Origin of the sequence: Duncaniella sp. B8, assembly GCF_005304985.1 — a bacterium.
Taxonomy (GTDB): domain Bacteria; phylum Bacteroidota; class Bacteroidia; order Bacteroidales; family Muribaculaceae; genus Duncaniella; species Duncaniella muris.
Genome location: NZ_CP040121.1, coordinates 614,993 through 629,942, shown reverse-complemented (window position 1 = coordinate 629,942; position 14,950 = coordinate 614,993). Strand labels below are relative to the sequence as shown.

12 protein-coding genes are annotated in these 14,950 nt (G+C 52.8%); 7 read left to right on the top strand and 5 right to left on the bottom strand.

Annotation, left to right across the window (positions count from 1 at the left end; all coding sequences use genetic code 11):
- Window positions 1-136: 136 nt before the first annotated feature.
- From FDZ78_RS14560 to FDZ78_RS02930, 3 genes are all read right to left on the bottom strand, one after another.
- Window positions 137-1,393, bottom strand: coding sequence for a transposase (locus FDZ78_RS14560; protein WP_240743521.1), 1,257 nt, complete (start codon window positions 1,391-1,393; stop codon window positions 137-139).
- Window positions 1,394-1,586: 193 nt separating this feature from the next.
- Window positions 1,587-2,909 (bottom strand): DEAD/DEAH box helicase, encoded by a 1,323-nt coding sequence (locus tag FDZ78_RS02935; protein ID WP_168189999.1) that lies wholly within the window; start codon window positions 2,907-2,909, stop codon window positions 1,587-1,589.
- 31 nt (window positions 2,910-2,940) lie between these two features.
- A complete protein-coding gene (locus FDZ78_RS02930; protein ID WP_136409053.1) occupies window positions 2,941-3,630 on the bottom strand; it encodes a glucosaminidase domain-containing protein in 690 nt (229 codons plus the stop codon).
- A 108-nt stretch (window positions 3,631-3,738) separates the two neighbouring features.
- Between FDZ78_RS02930 and FDZ78_RS02925 the strand changes: the two genes are divergently transcribed.
- A complete protein-coding gene (locus tag FDZ78_RS02925; protein ID WP_136409052.1) occupies window positions 3,739-4,920 on the top strand; it encodes a lipid-A-disaccharide synthase in 1,182 nt (393 codons plus the stop codon).
- An 86-nt stretch (window positions 4,921-5,006) separates the two neighbouring features.
- On the opposite strand, the gene FDZ78_RS02920 is transcribed toward FDZ78_RS02925, so the two are convergent.
- Window positions 5,007-5,879: a neutral zinc metallopeptidase gene (locus FDZ78_RS02920; protein WP_136409051.1), complete on the bottom strand. Its 873-nt coding sequence runs from the start codon at window positions 5,877-5,879 to the stop codon at window positions 5,007-5,009.
- A 90-nt stretch (window positions 5,880-5,969) separates the two neighbouring features.
- Window positions 5,970-6,683 (bottom strand): MIP family channel protein, encoded by a 714-nt coding sequence (locus FDZ78_RS02915; RefSeq protein WP_136409050.1) that lies wholly within the window; start codon window positions 6,681-6,683, stop codon window positions 5,970-5,972.
- Between the two features lie 302 nt (window positions 6,684-6,985).
- Between FDZ78_RS02915 and FDZ78_RS02910 the strand changes: the two genes are divergently transcribed.
- From FDZ78_RS02910 to dinB, 6 genes are read left to right on the top strand one after another with little or no spacing between them, the layout of a single operon-like run.
- The gene (locus tag FDZ78_RS02910) at window positions 6,986-8,614 is read left to right on the top strand and encodes a dipeptidase (RefSeq protein ID WP_136409049.1); all 1,629 of its coding nucleotides are present in this window, start codon (window positions 6,986-6,988) and stop codon (window positions 8,612-8,614) included.
- A gap of 8 nt (window positions 8,615-8,622) precedes the next feature.
- Entirely contained in the window at window positions 8,623-10,971 is a 2,349-nt protein-coding gene (locus FDZ78_RS02905) for an ATP-dependent helicase (RefSeq protein WP_136409048.1), read from the top strand.
- Between the two features lie 24 nt (window positions 10,972-10,995).
- The gene (gene nspC, locus FDZ78_RS02900; protein ID WP_136409047.1) at window positions 10,996-12,126 is read left to right on the top strand and encodes a carboxynorspermidine decarboxylase; all 1,131 of its coding nucleotides are present in this window, start codon (window positions 10,996-10,998) and stop codon (window positions 12,124-12,126) included.
- Window positions 12,126-13,130, top strand: a complete 1,005-nt coding sequence (locus FDZ78_RS02895; protein ID WP_107031202.1) for a glycosyltransferase — start codon at window positions 12,126-12,128, stop codon at window positions 13,128-13,130. Before nspC ends, FDZ78_RS02895 begins: the two co-directional genes overlap by 1 nt.
- 5 nt (window positions 13,131-13,135) lie before the next feature.
- Window positions 13,136-13,846: a DNA repair protein RadC gene (radC, locus tag FDZ78_RS02890; protein ID WP_107031203.1), complete on the top strand. Its 711-nt coding sequence runs from the start codon at window positions 13,136-13,138 to the stop codon at window positions 13,844-13,846.
- Window positions 13,827-14,948, top strand: coding sequence for a DNA polymerase IV (gene dinB, locus FDZ78_RS02885; protein WP_123399985.1), 1,122 nt, complete (start codon window positions 13,827-13,829; stop codon window positions 14,946-14,948). Before radC ends, dinB begins: the two co-directional genes overlap by 20 nt.
- Window positions 14,949-14,950 lie beyond the last annotated feature (2 nt).

The following is a 14,950-nucleotide window of genomic DNA, read 5'->3' as shown; positions in this document are numbered from 1 at the left end:
TCAACCTGGTCTAAGGGGTCATCCGAGCCTGGGTTTTCCATATAGCATCGAGAGGAGATTGTCCGTTTTTCCAGGCCGTGTCAGCAATGGAATGTAGTGCGTGGAAGGCATCGGCACCGGTACCGGAGCGGAAGCATCAGGATATTTTCTGCTTGACCTTGAGTTTTCGGATTCCACGTTCTGAAGCGTTGTTGTCAGATGGTATGGCCGGATTTTCAAGGAAGTTGAAGATGTAGTCCCTGCATTTTATTATCCCCCTCTTCAACTCATTAAACTCTTTGCGCAGACTGTCAAGATTCCGTTTGAGCAAGCCATCAAGCCTTGTGAGCCAGTCATCTTTCGGTATTATATCGACCGGTTTTTCGTTTCTCTGATGAATGGCCTCGCGTAATAAGGTCTGTACTTCCTTTGCCCATGTCTGCTCCTTGTCAATATCGTTAAGGTATTCCAGGTTTCTCAGCAGATGAGCCAGACATATCTGATTATTTAGGAAGTCGATGGCAAAGTACGCGCTGTGGCGGTCAGTTACGGCTGTCATTTTCTTCAATGAGTCACCAAAACGCTCTTCAAGCACTTTTGCACTACGGCCCGCACCGCGGAACACGAGGGTCAGATACGCAGTCTGTGCAATCCACGACCAGTTGAGCCTGCCTTTGACATAGCATCCGGACTCGTCAAAGCCGACTACGGATGATTCTCTGAGCAGACGCTCTATAAGTTCGATTGCCGGGCGGGATTTGTCAAGCGTCTCACGGACGATATTGACAAGCGTCCCCTGACTGATGCGTACATTGAACATCGTGGCGAACAGGGATTGCAACCGCTCGTAAGGCACGCATTGCACCACACTCAGATAAGTCGCAATGGCTCGTATGTTTTTGCCGAAAGTAATGGCATTACCTCCCCTGCGACGCGGTGCATAATCACGATTGCAACATCCGCAGATACAGACTTTTTTATAGAATCTGCGTTCACGATAAATTGGCCGTATCTGAGGCAGATCTATCTCTTGGCTGACATAATCAAGTTCTCCTTCAACATCCGACAGATCGCACCCGCACTCACTGCAATAGCTGGATGACATATCCTGAATTTCGTCAGGCGTCTCCACCATTTTGCGTGTAGTTCCCTCATGCCCGTATTGACCGCCTACGGGTCTTTCCGATCTCTTCCGCAATGATTTTGTCCGGCGTTCCACCTCAGCCTTTATCGGTTCTTTCGATGGTGGAGTACTGCTGTTGCCGGAGTCCATCGGCGGCTTTTCATACTTCTCCAGACGCTTGCGTAACTCACGGTTTTCCTTAAGAAGTCTATCAACATTACGATTTAGCGAACATATCTCGGCATGCTGGGAATCGATAGTGCCCTGCATGGACTTGAGTTGTTCTGACATTCCGGCTAGAATGGATGATATGTCGCTAATCTGTTGTTTCACAGATACAAAGATAGCTAATTTATTTGACATTTGCAAATAAATTAGCTATTAAATTACTGAAAGATAAGATCTTAATTCAATATCCTCAAGATTTGGTGCCTATATCTTCCATTCGCTGAATAGTTACGGTGAGAGGTTAAATGGCATCTTATCAGCCGAGGCGGGAGATTCTGGCGCGGGTGTTTTTGATTTTGTGGCTGTTGAGGGTGTCGATGAGCCTTGCGGCTTCTTTGAGTGGAACTGCCACGAGCGCCGAGTGGTCGCGCAGGGCTATGCGGCCTATCGCTCCGGCGTCAAGGTTGCCTTTGGCTACGATGAAGCCTACGATGTCGCCTCGCGAGATTTTCTCTTTTTTGCCTACGTTAAAATATAGAGTGGCGGTATCGGAGACAATCGGGTCGGAGCTTTTGCCTTGCGGCACCAGTTCGCGGTCCCATTCGAGATATTCTGGCTGGTTTTCGCCTTCGGAGGTGATGACATAGACTTCGCCGGAGGCTTGCTGGCGTGCTGTGCGGCCGTTGCGGTGGGTCCAGGCTTCAGGCGAGGGGGGGAGATGATAATGGATTACGGCCGAAAGTTCGGGGATGTCAAGACCGCGGGCGCCGAGATCGGTTGAGACGAGTATGGGGGTCGATCCGTTGTTGAGCATCTCGATGGCGTTTTCGCGGTCGTTCTGTTCGAGGCCGCCATGATAGATTCCCGCCGGCAGTCCGGCTTTGCGCAGAGCCGAGTAGATGCGCTCTACGCTTTCTCGATGGTTTGCAAAGACGATCACGCGTCCGTTGTCGAGCGAGCGCAGGAGGTCGATGAGGGTATCGAGTTTGTCGCGTGTCGGTGACGGGACATTGACAATCTGTATTCTGCGGCGCGGAGAGCAGTCGGATCTGAAGTCAATCAGTTCGGAGGTCTGTGTCACCGGGAGGAAGGGGGGGAGTTCGTCAAGGCGTGTGGCTGAGGTGAGGATTATGAGGCTGAGAGATGTGAGTTTTTTGCACACGCGCTTCATTTCGTTGGCAAATCCGAGTTCGAGGGCTTTGTCATATTCATCGAGCACGAGTGTGCGTACTCCTGAAAGGTCGACAAGACCGCGGGTGATGTGGTCGAGCAGACGGCCGGGAGTGGCGATGATGATGTCAGGGGTTACAGACAGTGAGTTTTTTTCTTCCTGCATGGAGTGTCCGCCGTAGAAAGCGACTGTCTTGAGTCTGGTGGCTATAGGGCGGATTACATCGAAGATCTGGAGTACAAGTTCGCGCGATGGAGCCATGACCACGGCACGTATCCGTCCGTCGGCCGGGCCAAGGCTTTTGAGCAGGGCTATGGCGAATGCCACGGTCTTGCCGGAACCTGTCGGGGCCAGGAGTGTAATGGTGTTGCCTCCGGTTTTTACAGATGCCATGCGTTTCTGCATAGCGTTGAGTTCGGTGATGGCGAGGCGGGAGGCGATGTTTGATATGATGTCTTTTTCTTTCATTGGTCTGTTTTCGGGGGTGTGTGGAATGGGGTCAGTTGAAGATATCGTCATCGGCCACGGAGATTTCCGGAGTGTCAACGTCATGGGCATAGTCAAGATCGGAGTAGTCAATTTCATCGCCGTCAAGGAGATCATCGGGGATATTGACTTCTATGAATTGCACTTTGCCGCCGGAGTGGGCTTTGGAGGCAAGTCCGGAATAGATTTTCATTATGTTTTTGCCGTAACGCGGATTCATTGCCCAGCGGCCGGCGAGTTTTTCCCATGTCGGGGCGCAACCGCGGCTCACATAGTCGAAGCGGGGATCTATCTTGCGTTCTCCTTTCGGCAATTTGCCTGAGCAGGCATAAGCGTAGAGGTGCTGTATCATGGCTGTGACTCCTTCTTCCACGGATTTGAACGAGCATCCGCGGTCGCCACGCTTTTTCACGCCAAGTCCGCAATAGTTATGAGCTTCGGGGCGGACGGCAGTGCCGTTGTCGAAACGGAACCATCCGGTCTCGATTATGGCCTGACACAGGGCGATGTCTCCGCGTATGCCGTAACGGCGCCCGATGCTGTAGAAGGCCTCGGCAACTTCGCGTCTGAAATCTGGGTTGTGGCGCTTGACATAGGCGTACATATTGTCGACATCGACTTCTGGGTTTCCGAAAATCGGCGTTTTCCCAAACGAGAGAAGCGGAAGCAGGCTGAGTATTGCCCCGAAGATGTATCTGAACATATAGTTGTGATGCTGATGAAGAAGAATGAATAGTTGAGCTCTTCTTAATAACGCGCAAGTTAGCGAAAATCCTTCAGAAAATGAAAAAAATCCTATATCTTTGTGCTTATGAAGTATTTCTTTTCAGCCGGAGAGGCATCCGGTGACGTCCATGCGGCGCAGGTAATCAAAGAGTTGCTGAAGCTTGATGCTTCGGCGGAAATCACTTTTCTCGGTGGCGACCGCATGGCCGAAGCGGCTGGGCATGAGCCTCTGATACATTTCAGCCGCATGGCATTCATGGGATTTATTGATGTGGCAACCCACTTGCCGCAGGTTCTCGGCAATCTGCGTAGGGCTAAAGAGGCCATCCGGACCATGCGGCCTGATGCCGTGGTGCTTGTCGACTATCCGGGCTTCAATCTGAATCTGGCCAGATTTGCCAAAGAGCTTGGCATAAAGGTGTTTTACTATATCGCGCCAAAGCTCTGGGCTTGGAAGGAATATCGCATCAAGCAGTTGCGCCGCTATGTAGACTGCATTTTCTCGATACTTCCGTTTGAGCCTGCATGGTTCGGGGAACGGGGAGTCAAGGTGGACTATGTGGGTAACCCATCGGTCGAAGAGGTGGAGGAAGTGCTGAAATCACTGCCTTCGCGGGCGGAATTTCTGCAGCGTCACGGGCTGTCGGAGCGTCCGATCCTCGCTCTTGTGCCTGGCAGCCGTGTCGGAGAGATCAAGGCTAATCTGCCGGTGATGGATGCTGTGGCCAGGCGTCATCCTGAGATGCAGACCGTGGTGGCCGCCGCTCCTTCTATAGACAAGTCGATGTATGGAGCCTATACCTCTTTCCCTCTTGTAGATGCCGCCACTCTTGAGCTGATGGCCGGTGCCCATGCCGCTATGGTGACTTCAGGCACAGCCTCGCTGGAATGTGCCCTGGCGGGATGTCCGCAGGTGGTCTGCTATCGTGCCGTGGGGTGGAAATGGGCCCATGACATATTCCTTCACATTCTGAAGATTCCCTATGTGGCTCTGCCTAACCTTATAGGCGGGAAGATAGACCGTCAGACGCGACGTGAGGTCAACCGCGAGGCCGTGCGCACGGGGGGCAGGGGGTGTGTGGTGCCGGAGATGCTGGTCCACAACTGTACGGCTGACAATGTGGACCGTGAACTTTCGCAGATACTTGAAGCGGGGCCGGCCCGCGAGGCCCAGCTGGAAGGTTATGCAAAGATCAGATCCATACTTCATACCGACAGCAGCGCCGCCTCAAACGTAGCCTCGATACTTTTCCGGAAACTCTCCTGACGCTGCAAAGTTAACCACAAGAGAATAGAGTTTTAGTGCGATAATGCGTGGAGGTGCAAAAAAGGTTTGCATTTCCTGATAAGCGCTTACAGACTGGAATAGGGGATGGAGAATGTGTCGCCCTGGCTGAGGTCGCCTGTCGAGAGGCCTTTTTTGAGCCAGCGGCTGCGCCGGGCTGATGTGCCGTGGGTGAATGAGTCGGGCACGGAGTAGCCGCGGGCGCGTTTCTGCAGATAGTCATCGCCTATTTTCATTGATGCATCAAGAGCTTCTTCAAGATCACCGTCTTCAATGGAGCTGAACATCTCGTTGTCATGATAAGCCCAGACACCGGCGAGGAAATCGGCCTGGAGTTCGATGCGCACACTGATGTTGTTGGCTTCGGTTACACTTACGCGGTTCATCTGCGAATGGGCTTCGTCAAGTATGCCGAGCAGATGCTGTACATGATGCCCGACTTCATGGGCTATCACATAGGCGTATGCGAAATCTCCATCAGCTCCGAGAGTCTTGCGCATGTCACGGAAAAATGACAGGTCAATGTAGAGTTTCTCATCGGCCGAGCAGTAGAACGGGCCTACAGATGCGGATGCATCTCCGCAGGCGCTTCTGACGGCATCGGTGTAGAGCACCAGGGTCGGCGCTTCGTATTCCTTCCCCATCCGGGCGAAAATCTTTGTCCACACGTCTTCCGTTCCGGCCAGAATCTGGCGGGAGAAGCGTGCCAGTTCCTCCTCTTCTTCTGTAGGGGTGTAGTTCTGCGAGACCTGGCTGCTGCCGGAGGTGAATGAACCGGCGTTAGAGATCAGGACATCAAGAGGGTTTCCACCGGAGATCCATGCAATGATAGCCGCTATTATTACCGCGCCGATTCCGGCGCCGATTTTCTTGCCGCCCCCACCGCCTCCACTGCGGCGGTCGCTGACGTTTGAACTTTCACGTCGTCCGTTGAGATTCATGAAGAGTATTTGAATGTGTCAGATAATACGCAGGGACATGCTGACAATCCTCATGCCCCTGCGGTTTATTTTTTTAGCTACGAATGCCGATCAGTTGTCTGAGCGGAGTCCTTTCCAGACAAAGGCGCTGAGCATAGCTCCTATGAATGGAGCCACGATGAAGAGCCAGAGCTGGCTGAGAGGCACACAGTTACCTTCGATGGCTGCGAAAATGGCCGGGCCGATCGAACGAGCCGGGTTGACTGAAGTGCCGGTGATGGGGATGCATGCTATGTGGACCAGGACAAGAGTCAGGCCGATGGCGAGGCCTGCAAAGTTGCCGGCACCTTTCTTTTCGTCAGTGGAACCGAGCACCACGAGCACGAAGATGAAAGTGAAGATAAGTTCTGCAATGAAGGCAGGCACGATGTTGCCGGGGAGGAAGCTGTTTGAGCCGGTGGTCGTAGTGCTGTTGAACACGGCTTCGATACCGGCTTCATTGCCTGTGTGGACGAGGATGTAGAGGACAGCAGAAGCGATGATAGCGCCGATGCACTGGAAGAGCATGTAGCCTCCGGCTTCCTTGCCGCTCATGCGTCCGCTTGACCAGACACCGAGGGTGATGGCCGGATTGATGTGGCAGCCTGAAATGTTGCCGATGGTGTAGGCCATAGCCACTACAGAAAGGCCGAACGCCATAGCCACGCCAAGGGTTGTCACGCCATAGCCGGTTGTGCCGAGGCCAATGCCTGCGAAGATTGCACTGCCGCAACCCATGAGTACCAGAACAAATGTTCCGATCATCTCTGCGAGATACTTTTTCATAAAATAAGCAGTTGGTTAGTGAGTAGTATATGAGAAATTTGTTTATGCAGGTAAGGAGTCCTGATTGCAAATTAATGAAAAATATTTGTAAGTTACAAATTTATCGGAAGTTATAGAGGGGTTTAACATTTGTTGTCAGACATTCTCACATTTTTCTGTGCGATGCAGAAAGAGATCCTGCGGCTTGGATTTGTAGATGAATTTCATTATTTTTGCAAGACGGACGTCCGCTGTGGTGTTCCTGCTGGAATATGGAGGCTGACAGATCCTTGCATAAATTATTAAAAAAAACAAAACCAATCATGAAAATGTTCGATAAAATCGTTCTCGGAGCCCTGGCTCTGATGTCAGTTGAGCCGGCTCTGGCATGCACGAGCCTTATCGCAGGTAAGAACGCCACTCCTGACGGCTCGGTGCTTGTCACCTATGCCGCCGACAGCCATACGCTTTACGGTGAACTCTACAACCGCCCCGGAGGCAAACATGCGCCAGGCACGATGAGGAAGATCGTTGAATGGGACACAGGCCGCTATCTCGGCGAGATACCCGAAGTAGCCGAAACCTATACTACTATAGGCAATATGAACGAACACGGTCTGACAATCTCGGAAAGCACCTGGGGTGGCCGTCACGAGCTGGAAGACACAACCGGTATAATGGACTATGGTTCGCTGATCTATGTGACCCTTGAACGAGCCAAAACGCCACGCGAGGCCATAAAGATCATGACAGATCTGGTGAACACATACGGTTATCATTCAAGTGGTGAATCGTTCTCTATTGCCGATTCTGAAGAAGCCTGGATCATGGAACTGATCGGCAAGGGCGGCAAGGAGAAGGGCGCCGTATGGGTGGCCCGCCGTATCCCCGACGACTGTATTTCGGGCCATGCCAACCATCCGCGTATCCATAAATTTCCTCTGAAAGACAAGGAAAACACCCTCTACTCGCCTGATGTCATCAAATTCGCCCGCAAAATGGGCTACTACAACGGTAAGGACGAGGATTTCAGTTTCTCGCTTGCCTATGGCGAACTCGACGGCACTGCAACCCGAGGCTGTGACGGCCGTGTGTGGAGCTATTTCAACCGTTTTGCCGACGGAATGGACAGCTATCTCCCCTGGATCATGAAGGCCGAGGGCGAGCCTATGCCGCTTTGGGTGAAACCTGACCGCAAGGTGAGTCTCAATGACATGAAGTGGATGATGCGTGACCATTTCGAGGGTACTCCGATGGACATGACCAAAGATGTTGGCGCCGGTCCCTATGCGGTGCCTTACCGCTGGCGTCCGATGACGTTCAAAGTCGACGGAAAGGAATATCTCAACGAACGTGCCATCGCCACTCAGCAGACCGGTTTTTCGTTCGTGTCGCAGATGAACTCTGCCCATCCTGAACTGATGCGCGGCATACTCTGGTTCGGTGTTGACGATGCCAATACCTGTGTGTATGTGCCCATGTACAGCAGCATCACTTCAATACCTCATGAATTCGCCCAGGGCAACGGCGATCTCCTCACCCTGTCATGGGACGCTGCATTCTGGGTGACAAGCTATGTGGCGAACCAGGCCTATCACCAGTACAGCAAGATGATCGATGATATCCGCCGTGTGCAGAAAGCCGAGGAAGATACTCTTGAAAATGAAGTCAGAACGTTCCTCGCCGAAGTGCCGACTCTCGAGCCTGATGCCGCCCGCAGTCTGCTCAACGATCACTCTGCCCTTGCTTCGCGCCGCTATGTGAAGCGCTATAAGGATCTCGGCGACTATCTCCTTGTCAAATATATGGACGGCAATATCAAGAAAGAGAAAGACGGAAAATTCGAACGCACTCCCGAAGGAATGCCTGTGTCGCCGGTCTACGGCGGATATGACGATCGCTATTACCGCTCGATTGTCAACGAAACCGGTGACCATCTGCTCGTCAAGTGATGATATTGATGGACGAAAATTATCTTGATGAACTCAACGAACAGCAGCGGGCCGCAGTAGAGTATTGCGACGGACCTCAGCTTGTGATAGCGGGAGCCGGCTCAGGCAAGACCCGTGTGCTAACCTATAAGATAGTTCATCTACTCCGCCTCGGCTATGAGCCGTGGCGGATTCTTGCTCTGACCTTTACGAACAAGGCTGCCAAAGAGATGCGCGAGCGTGTGGAGCAGCTTGTGGGCGGCGCTGTGGCTTCGAAACTGTGGATGGGTACCTTTCATTCGATCTTTGCGCGTATTCTCCGCGCCAATGCCGAACTGATAGGATTCAAAAGCAATTTCACGATCTATGACAGCGCCGACAGTAAATCGCTTGTCAAGACTATCATAAAGGATATGCAGCTTGACGATAAGATCTACAAGCCGTCGGCTGTGCTTTCGGCCATTTCCGGTGCCAAGAACGCACTTGTCTCGCCTGAAGACTATGCGCTGAGCCGCGATGTGATGGAAGCCGATGCGAGAGCCAAACGCCCCGAACTCTATGCGGTCTACAGAGCCTATCGCGACCGTTGCGTGGTGGCCGGGGCTATGGATTTTGACGATCTGCTCTATTATACCAATGTACTGTTGCGCGACAATCCGGATGTGCTCCGCCACTATCGGGAGTTTTTCAGCTATGTGCTTGTCGACGAGTATCAGGACACGAATTTCGCGCAACACGTGATAGTGACCCAGCTTACACGCGAAAGCGGCAGGCTCTGTGTGGTCGGCGACGATGCCCAGAGCATCTACTCGTTCCGGGGTGCCAATATCCGCAATATCCTTGATCTGAGAAAGACGTATTCTGCACTGTCTATCTTTAAACTCGAACGCAACTATCGCTCGACACGTAACATCATCAATGCCGCCGGTTCACTTATCGACAAGAACAGCGAGCAGATACCCAAAACCGTTTATTCAGAGAACGAGACCGGGGCGCTGATAGAGGTGGTCAAGTGCTATAGCGATTTCGAGGAGGCCTATCAGGTGGCTTCGCGGCTGTCGCAGCTGAAAATGACGAGCGGCGACAGTGCCGATGAATTCGCCATACTATATCGTACCAATGCCCAGAGCCGTGTGCTGGAAGAGGCTTTGAGAAAACGCAATGTGCCTTACAGGATTTACGGTGGTCTGTCGTTCTACCAGCGCAAGGAGGTAAAGGACGCCATTGCCTATTTCCGTCTGGCTTTGAATCCTGATGATGACGAGGCGCTGAGACGTGTGATCAATTTCCCGGCGCGAGGCATCGGGGAGACAACTCTCGCCAAGCTGACACGTGCAGCGATTGACGGCAACGTAAGCCTCTGGACTGTGATTCAGGAGCCTGACAGGTATCCGGCCGGTCTCAATGCCGGGACTTTGCGTAAACTCGACAGATTTGCCGGTCTGATAACTGAATTCGTGCAGGCTGACCGCAAGGGGGCCGATGCGCTTGAACTGGCCACCAGGATCATAGAACGTACTGAGATGCTGAAGATGTATCTCCACGACAGCACACCTGAAAATCTTTCGAAACAGGAAAACCTTCAGGAACTGATTTCAGGCGTGAAGGGCTTTGTGGAGACCCGTGTGGAGGAGGGGAGTGACAGCATGTCGCTCGCCGATTTTATGGCGGAGGTCTCGCTTGCCACTGACCAGGATTCGGATTCCGGCGACGCAAGCGAGGAGCGCGTGACTCTGATGACTGTCCATGCTGCAAAGGGGCTGGAATTCAATAATGTGTTTGTGGTCGGAGTTGAGGAAGAGCTTTTTCCGTCGGCTATGGCTCAGGATTCACCGGCCCAGATCGAAGAGGAGCGCCGTCTGATGTATGTGGCTATGACGAGAGCGAAAAAATTCTGCATGCTGACATATGCCGGATCGCGTTTCCGCAACGGTCAGACGGTCAGCTGCCGCCCGTCGCGCTTCCTCAGAGATATAGATCAGCGCTATCTGCGTCTTGCCACCAATGACAATCTTGGAGACGATGCTCCGAAGGTGCGCCCGACGGTAAATTATACGGCATCAATGGCCGGCTCAGCCCGCAGTCTGAACTCGCTGCGCAAGGTTCAGCCTTCGTCAGGCGCGCCGCAGTCATTCAGACGGCCCGGACAGATGCAGCCGTCTGCCGGAAAGCCTGCGAGCGATGTCAGATATGCCCTTCATTCGGTGAGCGAAGTGGCGGAGGGAACGGTCATAGAACATGCCAAGTTCGGCCGTGGTGCGATTGTCAATATCGACACCGCAGGGCCCGATCCGAGAATCACAGTGAAGTTCGAGAATACCGACACTCGCACCCTGATGCTGAAGTTTGCGAAATTTTCAATAGTCGGAACCGAGTAACCACCATACCAAAAACAATATGAGATGAAAGCAGACGAGATCGCTACACCTTATTATATAGTATATGAAGATAAATTGCGCCGCAACCTGTCGCTGATCAACAGAGTGGAGCGTGAGGCCGGTGTGAATATCATCATGGCTTTCAAGGCCAATGCCTTGTGGCGTACATTCCCTATAATCAGGGAGTATAACCGCGATTTTACCGCCAGTTCGCTCAACGAGCTCCGGCTTGGCAATGAAGAGCTCGGAGGTGAGGCGCATGTCTACTGTCCGGTCTATACCGAGGCCACGATAAGTGAGTTTCTTTCACGTGCCACTCATCTGACCTTCAACTCTCTCGGTCAGTGGGAAAAGTATGGCGCCAAGACTCTGGCGGCCGGAGTGTCGCCCGGACTGAGAGTCAATCCGCAGTGCTCGGTCATCGAGACTGAGATCTACAATCCGGCTCTTCCCGGTTCGCGTTTCGGAGTGACCGCCGATCAGCTTGCCGGAGTATTGCCTGCCGGGATCGAGGGTCTGCATTTCCATGCTTTGTGCGAGAGTTCGAGCTATGATCTTGAAAAGGTGCTTGCCGCTTTCGAGGATCAGTTCGGAATGTATTTCAGTCAGCTGAAGTGGGTCAACTTCGGCGGTGGTCATCTGATGACGCGCGAGGGCTATGACGTGGACCATCTGATCGGGCTTCTGAAAGATTTCCGTGGGCGTTATCCGTGGCTGCAGGTAGTTATGGAGCCGGGAAGTGCTTTCACCTGGCGCACCGGCGATCTGATCACCGAAGTGCTTGATGTGGTTGAGAACCAAGGAGTGAAAACGGCTGTCATCGACGCAAGTTTCGCCTGCCACATGCCTGACTGCCTTGAGATGCCTTATAAGCCGGCCATCACCGAAAGTGTTCCGGAAGCGGAGGGGCTGCCGCGCTATAGGCTTGGCGGAAATTCCTGCCTGAGCGGTGACTATGTGGGCGACTGGTGTTTCCGGGAGCCACTGAAAGCCGGTGATCGCCTCACGCTTGAGGATATGAACCACTATACTACAGTGAAGACCTCTATGTTCAATGGCATACAGCATCCTGCTATGGTGCTTTGCGACTCTGATGGCAATTGCACTTATCTGCGCCGTTTCGATTATAATGATTATAAAAACCGCATGAGCTGATGGATGAAAAGGTGCGTTTTTCGGTAATAGTACCGGTCTATAACCGTATTGATGAGGTCCGTGATCTGCTGGAAAGTCTCAGCCGTCAGACCTTGAAGAATTTCGAGGTCGTGATAGTGGAGGACGGGTCGACAGACAGATGCCAGGCCGAAGCTGAAAGCGTGGAAAATCTGCGTGTCAGATATTTCTACAAGGAGAATGAAGGCCGTTCGATTGCCCGCAACTATGGAATGGAGCGGGCCGCAGGCGATTATTTCATTTTCTTTGACAGCGACTGTGTGATCCCGGAGGATTACTTCGCTGTTCTTAGCCGCGAGCTGGATGCAAAGCCCGTAGACTGTTTCGGCGGTCCGGACTCGGCTCACTCGTCGTTCACCTCGACTCAGAAGGCCATCAATTTCGCCATGACCTCGTTTCTGACCACCGGCGGAATCCGTGGCGGGAAGATGAGCCTTGAAAAGTTTGTGCCGCGCACATTCAACATGGGTTTTTCGCGCAGAGTCTATGAAAGGGTGGGGGGCTTCCGTGAAATGTTTTCAGAGGATATAGACATGTCGACTAGAATCCGTAATGCTGGCTTTTCGATAGCCTTGATCCGTCCAGCTTATGTCTACCACAAGAGGCGTGTTGATTTCAGAAAATTCCTTCGTCAGGTCTATGTGTTCGGCATGTCGCGCATCACCCTCAAGCTGCTCTATCCGGGGTCGCTGAAAGTGGTTCATGCTCTTCCTGCCCTGGCTGTGATCATAGGGCTGGTGCTTGTGGTGCTGTCAGCGGCAGTCTCTCCGTGGTTCCTGCTGCCGCTGGGGTTGTATCTTATTGCCATATTCGTCAGTGCGCTTGTGTCAACCCGCTCGCCGGTGATTGCGGTCAAGGCTTTGCCTGCGAGCGTCATCCAGATCTGTGGCTACGGCTGCGGTTTTCTGAAAGCATACTTCCTCAAGATAGTGCTTGGGCGCGGACGTGACGTCGAGGAAGAGATTTTAATGAGAAAAGGGAAGTAGAAGCGATGAATGACCAGACACCTTTTGTCCCGACCCGCATTCATGATCTGAATGACGACGACAAGCCGCGTGAGAAAGCGCTTGCAAACGGCATACGCTCGCTGAGCGATGCCGAACTTGTGGCATTGATTTTTGGTGGTGGACTGCCGGGCATGTCGGTGGTCGACATGGCGCGTGGCATTCTGCATGACTGTGACCAGCGGGTCGACAACCTTGCCCGCATGAGTATGCAGGAGATGATGTCGAAATACAAAGGAGTCGGTCCGGCCAAAGCCGTATGCCTTGCCGCGGCTTTTGAACTCGGCCGCCGTAACCGTGAGCAGATGGCCGGTGCCGCAGAGCCGCTGATCAGGTCGAGCGAGGATGTCAAGGATATAATGCAGCCGCTTATGGCTCATCTTGACTATGAGGAATTCTGGGTGATGATGCTCTCAAGGAGTAACCGCGTGAAGTTCAAGCGTTGCATATCGCAGGGAGGCACGGCCGCCACGGTGGTGGATGTGAAGCTGCTTCTAAAACGGGCGCTCGACTGTCTTGCCGAAGGGATAATACTGGTTCATAATCATCCTTCCGGGAATCCGCTTCCGAGCGGTGAGGATGACCGTCTGACTCAGAGAATCAAGGTCGGAGCCGATTATCTCGGAATCAAAGTGCTTGATCATGTGATAATAGCGCGAAACGAATTTTATTCCTACAATGACCAGGGACGTCTCTGAACTGGGTGAAATACGTAAGATCATCCATATTGATATGGATGCGTTCTATGCGTCAGTCGAGCAGCGTGACAATCCTGAACTGAGAGGAGTGCCTATAGCCGTCGGCCATGCCGAGGGGCGCGGTGTGGTAGCGGCTGCGAGCTATGAGGCGAGGCGATTCGGCGTAAGATCGGCCATGCCGTCGATGCGGGCAGCGAAAATCTGTCCGGGACTCGTTTTTGTGAAACCGAGATTCGATGTATATAAAAAGGTGTCGGCAGCTATGCATGAGATTTTTCATGAATATACCGATATCGTCGAGCCGATATCTCTTGACGAGGCTTTTCTTGACGTGACTGTCAATAAGGCAGGTGAACCGATGGCTGTCAATATCGCCAGAGAGATCAAGAGCAAGATCCGTGAGCGACTTGGGCTGACAGCTTCCGCCGGAGTCTCTTACAATAAGTTTCTGGCTAAGATAGCTTCTGACTATCGGAAGCCCGACGGCCTGTGTACCATCCATCCCTCGCAGGCTCTTGATTTTATACGCAGGATTCCGGTGGAAGATTTCTGGGGTGTGGGGCCCGTCACGGCCGCAAGGATGCATGCTCTTGGTATCTGGAACGGCGAACAGCTTGCAGCCTGTTCAGCCGAACTGCTGAGTCATGAATTCGGGAAGTCCGGGAGGATTTTCTATCAGTTTGCCCGCGGGATCGACAATAGACCCGTGGAGCCGCTGTGGACGCGGAAATCGGTCGGCTGCGAGATCACTCTTCAGGAAGATCTTGTGACCGTCGGAGAGATCGAGCAGGTGATCTCTGATCTGGCAGAAGAACTTGTCTGGAGGATAGGACGCAGTGTGTTCCGCGGCTGTACGCTGACGCTTAAATTGAAATTCAGCGATTTCAGCCAGTGTTCACGCAGCCATACTGCTCCACACGCCTATCAGAACAAAGATCTCATCGCCCAGGCGGCTATACGCCTGCTGGCTCTGGCGCCGGTGGTCGGACGGCAGGTTAGGCTTGTGGGCCTTTCTGTCTCGATGCCGGAACATGGAAGTTCCTCACGGACGGTCTATGATCCGCGACAGCTGGAATTTGATTTTGAAAACGGGTATGACTGACG

Bases quoted from the DNA above. Each gene is read 5' to 3' on its own strand.
- FDZ78_RS14560 (WP_240743521.1), bottom strand. From the start codon at position 1,393: ATGTCAGAACAACTCAAGTCCATGCAGGGCACTATCGATTCCCAGCAT.
- FDZ78_RS02935 (WP_168189999.1), bottom strand. From the start codon at position 2,909: ATGAAAGAAAAAGACATCATATCAAACATCGCCTCCCGCCTCGCCATC.
- FDZ78_RS02930 (WP_136409053.1), bottom strand. From the start codon at position 3,630: ATGTTCAGATACATCTTCGGGGCAATACTCAGCCTGCTTCCGCTTCTC.
- FDZ78_RS02925 (WP_136409052.1), top strand. From the start codon at position 3,739: ATGAAGTATTTCTTTTCAGCCGGAGAGGCATCCGGTGACGTCCATGCG.
- FDZ78_RS02920 (WP_136409051.1), bottom strand. From the start codon at position 5,879: ATGAATCTCAACGGACGACGTGAAAGTTCAAACGTCAGCGACCGCCGC.
- FDZ78_RS02915 (WP_136409050.1), bottom strand. From the start codon at position 6,683: ATGAAAAAGTATCTCGCAGAGATGATCGGAACATTTGTTCTGGTACTC.
- FDZ78_RS02910 (WP_136409049.1), top strand. From the start codon at position 6,986: ATGAAAATGTTCGATAAAATCGTTCTCGGAGCCCTGGCTCTGATGTCA.
- FDZ78_RS02905 (WP_136409048.1), top strand. From the start codon at position 8,623: ATGGACGAAAATTATCTTGATGAACTCAACGAACAGCAGCGGGCCGCA.
- nspC (WP_136409047.1), top strand. From the start codon at position 10,996: ATGAAAGCAGACGAGATCGCTACACCTTATTATATAGTATATGAAGAT.
- FDZ78_RS02895 (WP_107031202.1), top strand. From the start codon at position 12,126: ATGGATGAAAAGGTGCGTTTTTCGGTAATAGTACCGGTCTATAACCGT.
- radC (WP_107031203.1), top strand. From the start codon at position 13,136: ATGAATGACCAGACACCTTTTGTCCCGACCCGCATTCATGATCTGAAT.
- dinB (WP_123399985.1), top strand. From the start codon at position 13,827: ATGACCAGGGACGTCTCTGAACTGGGTGAAATACGTAAGATCATCCAT.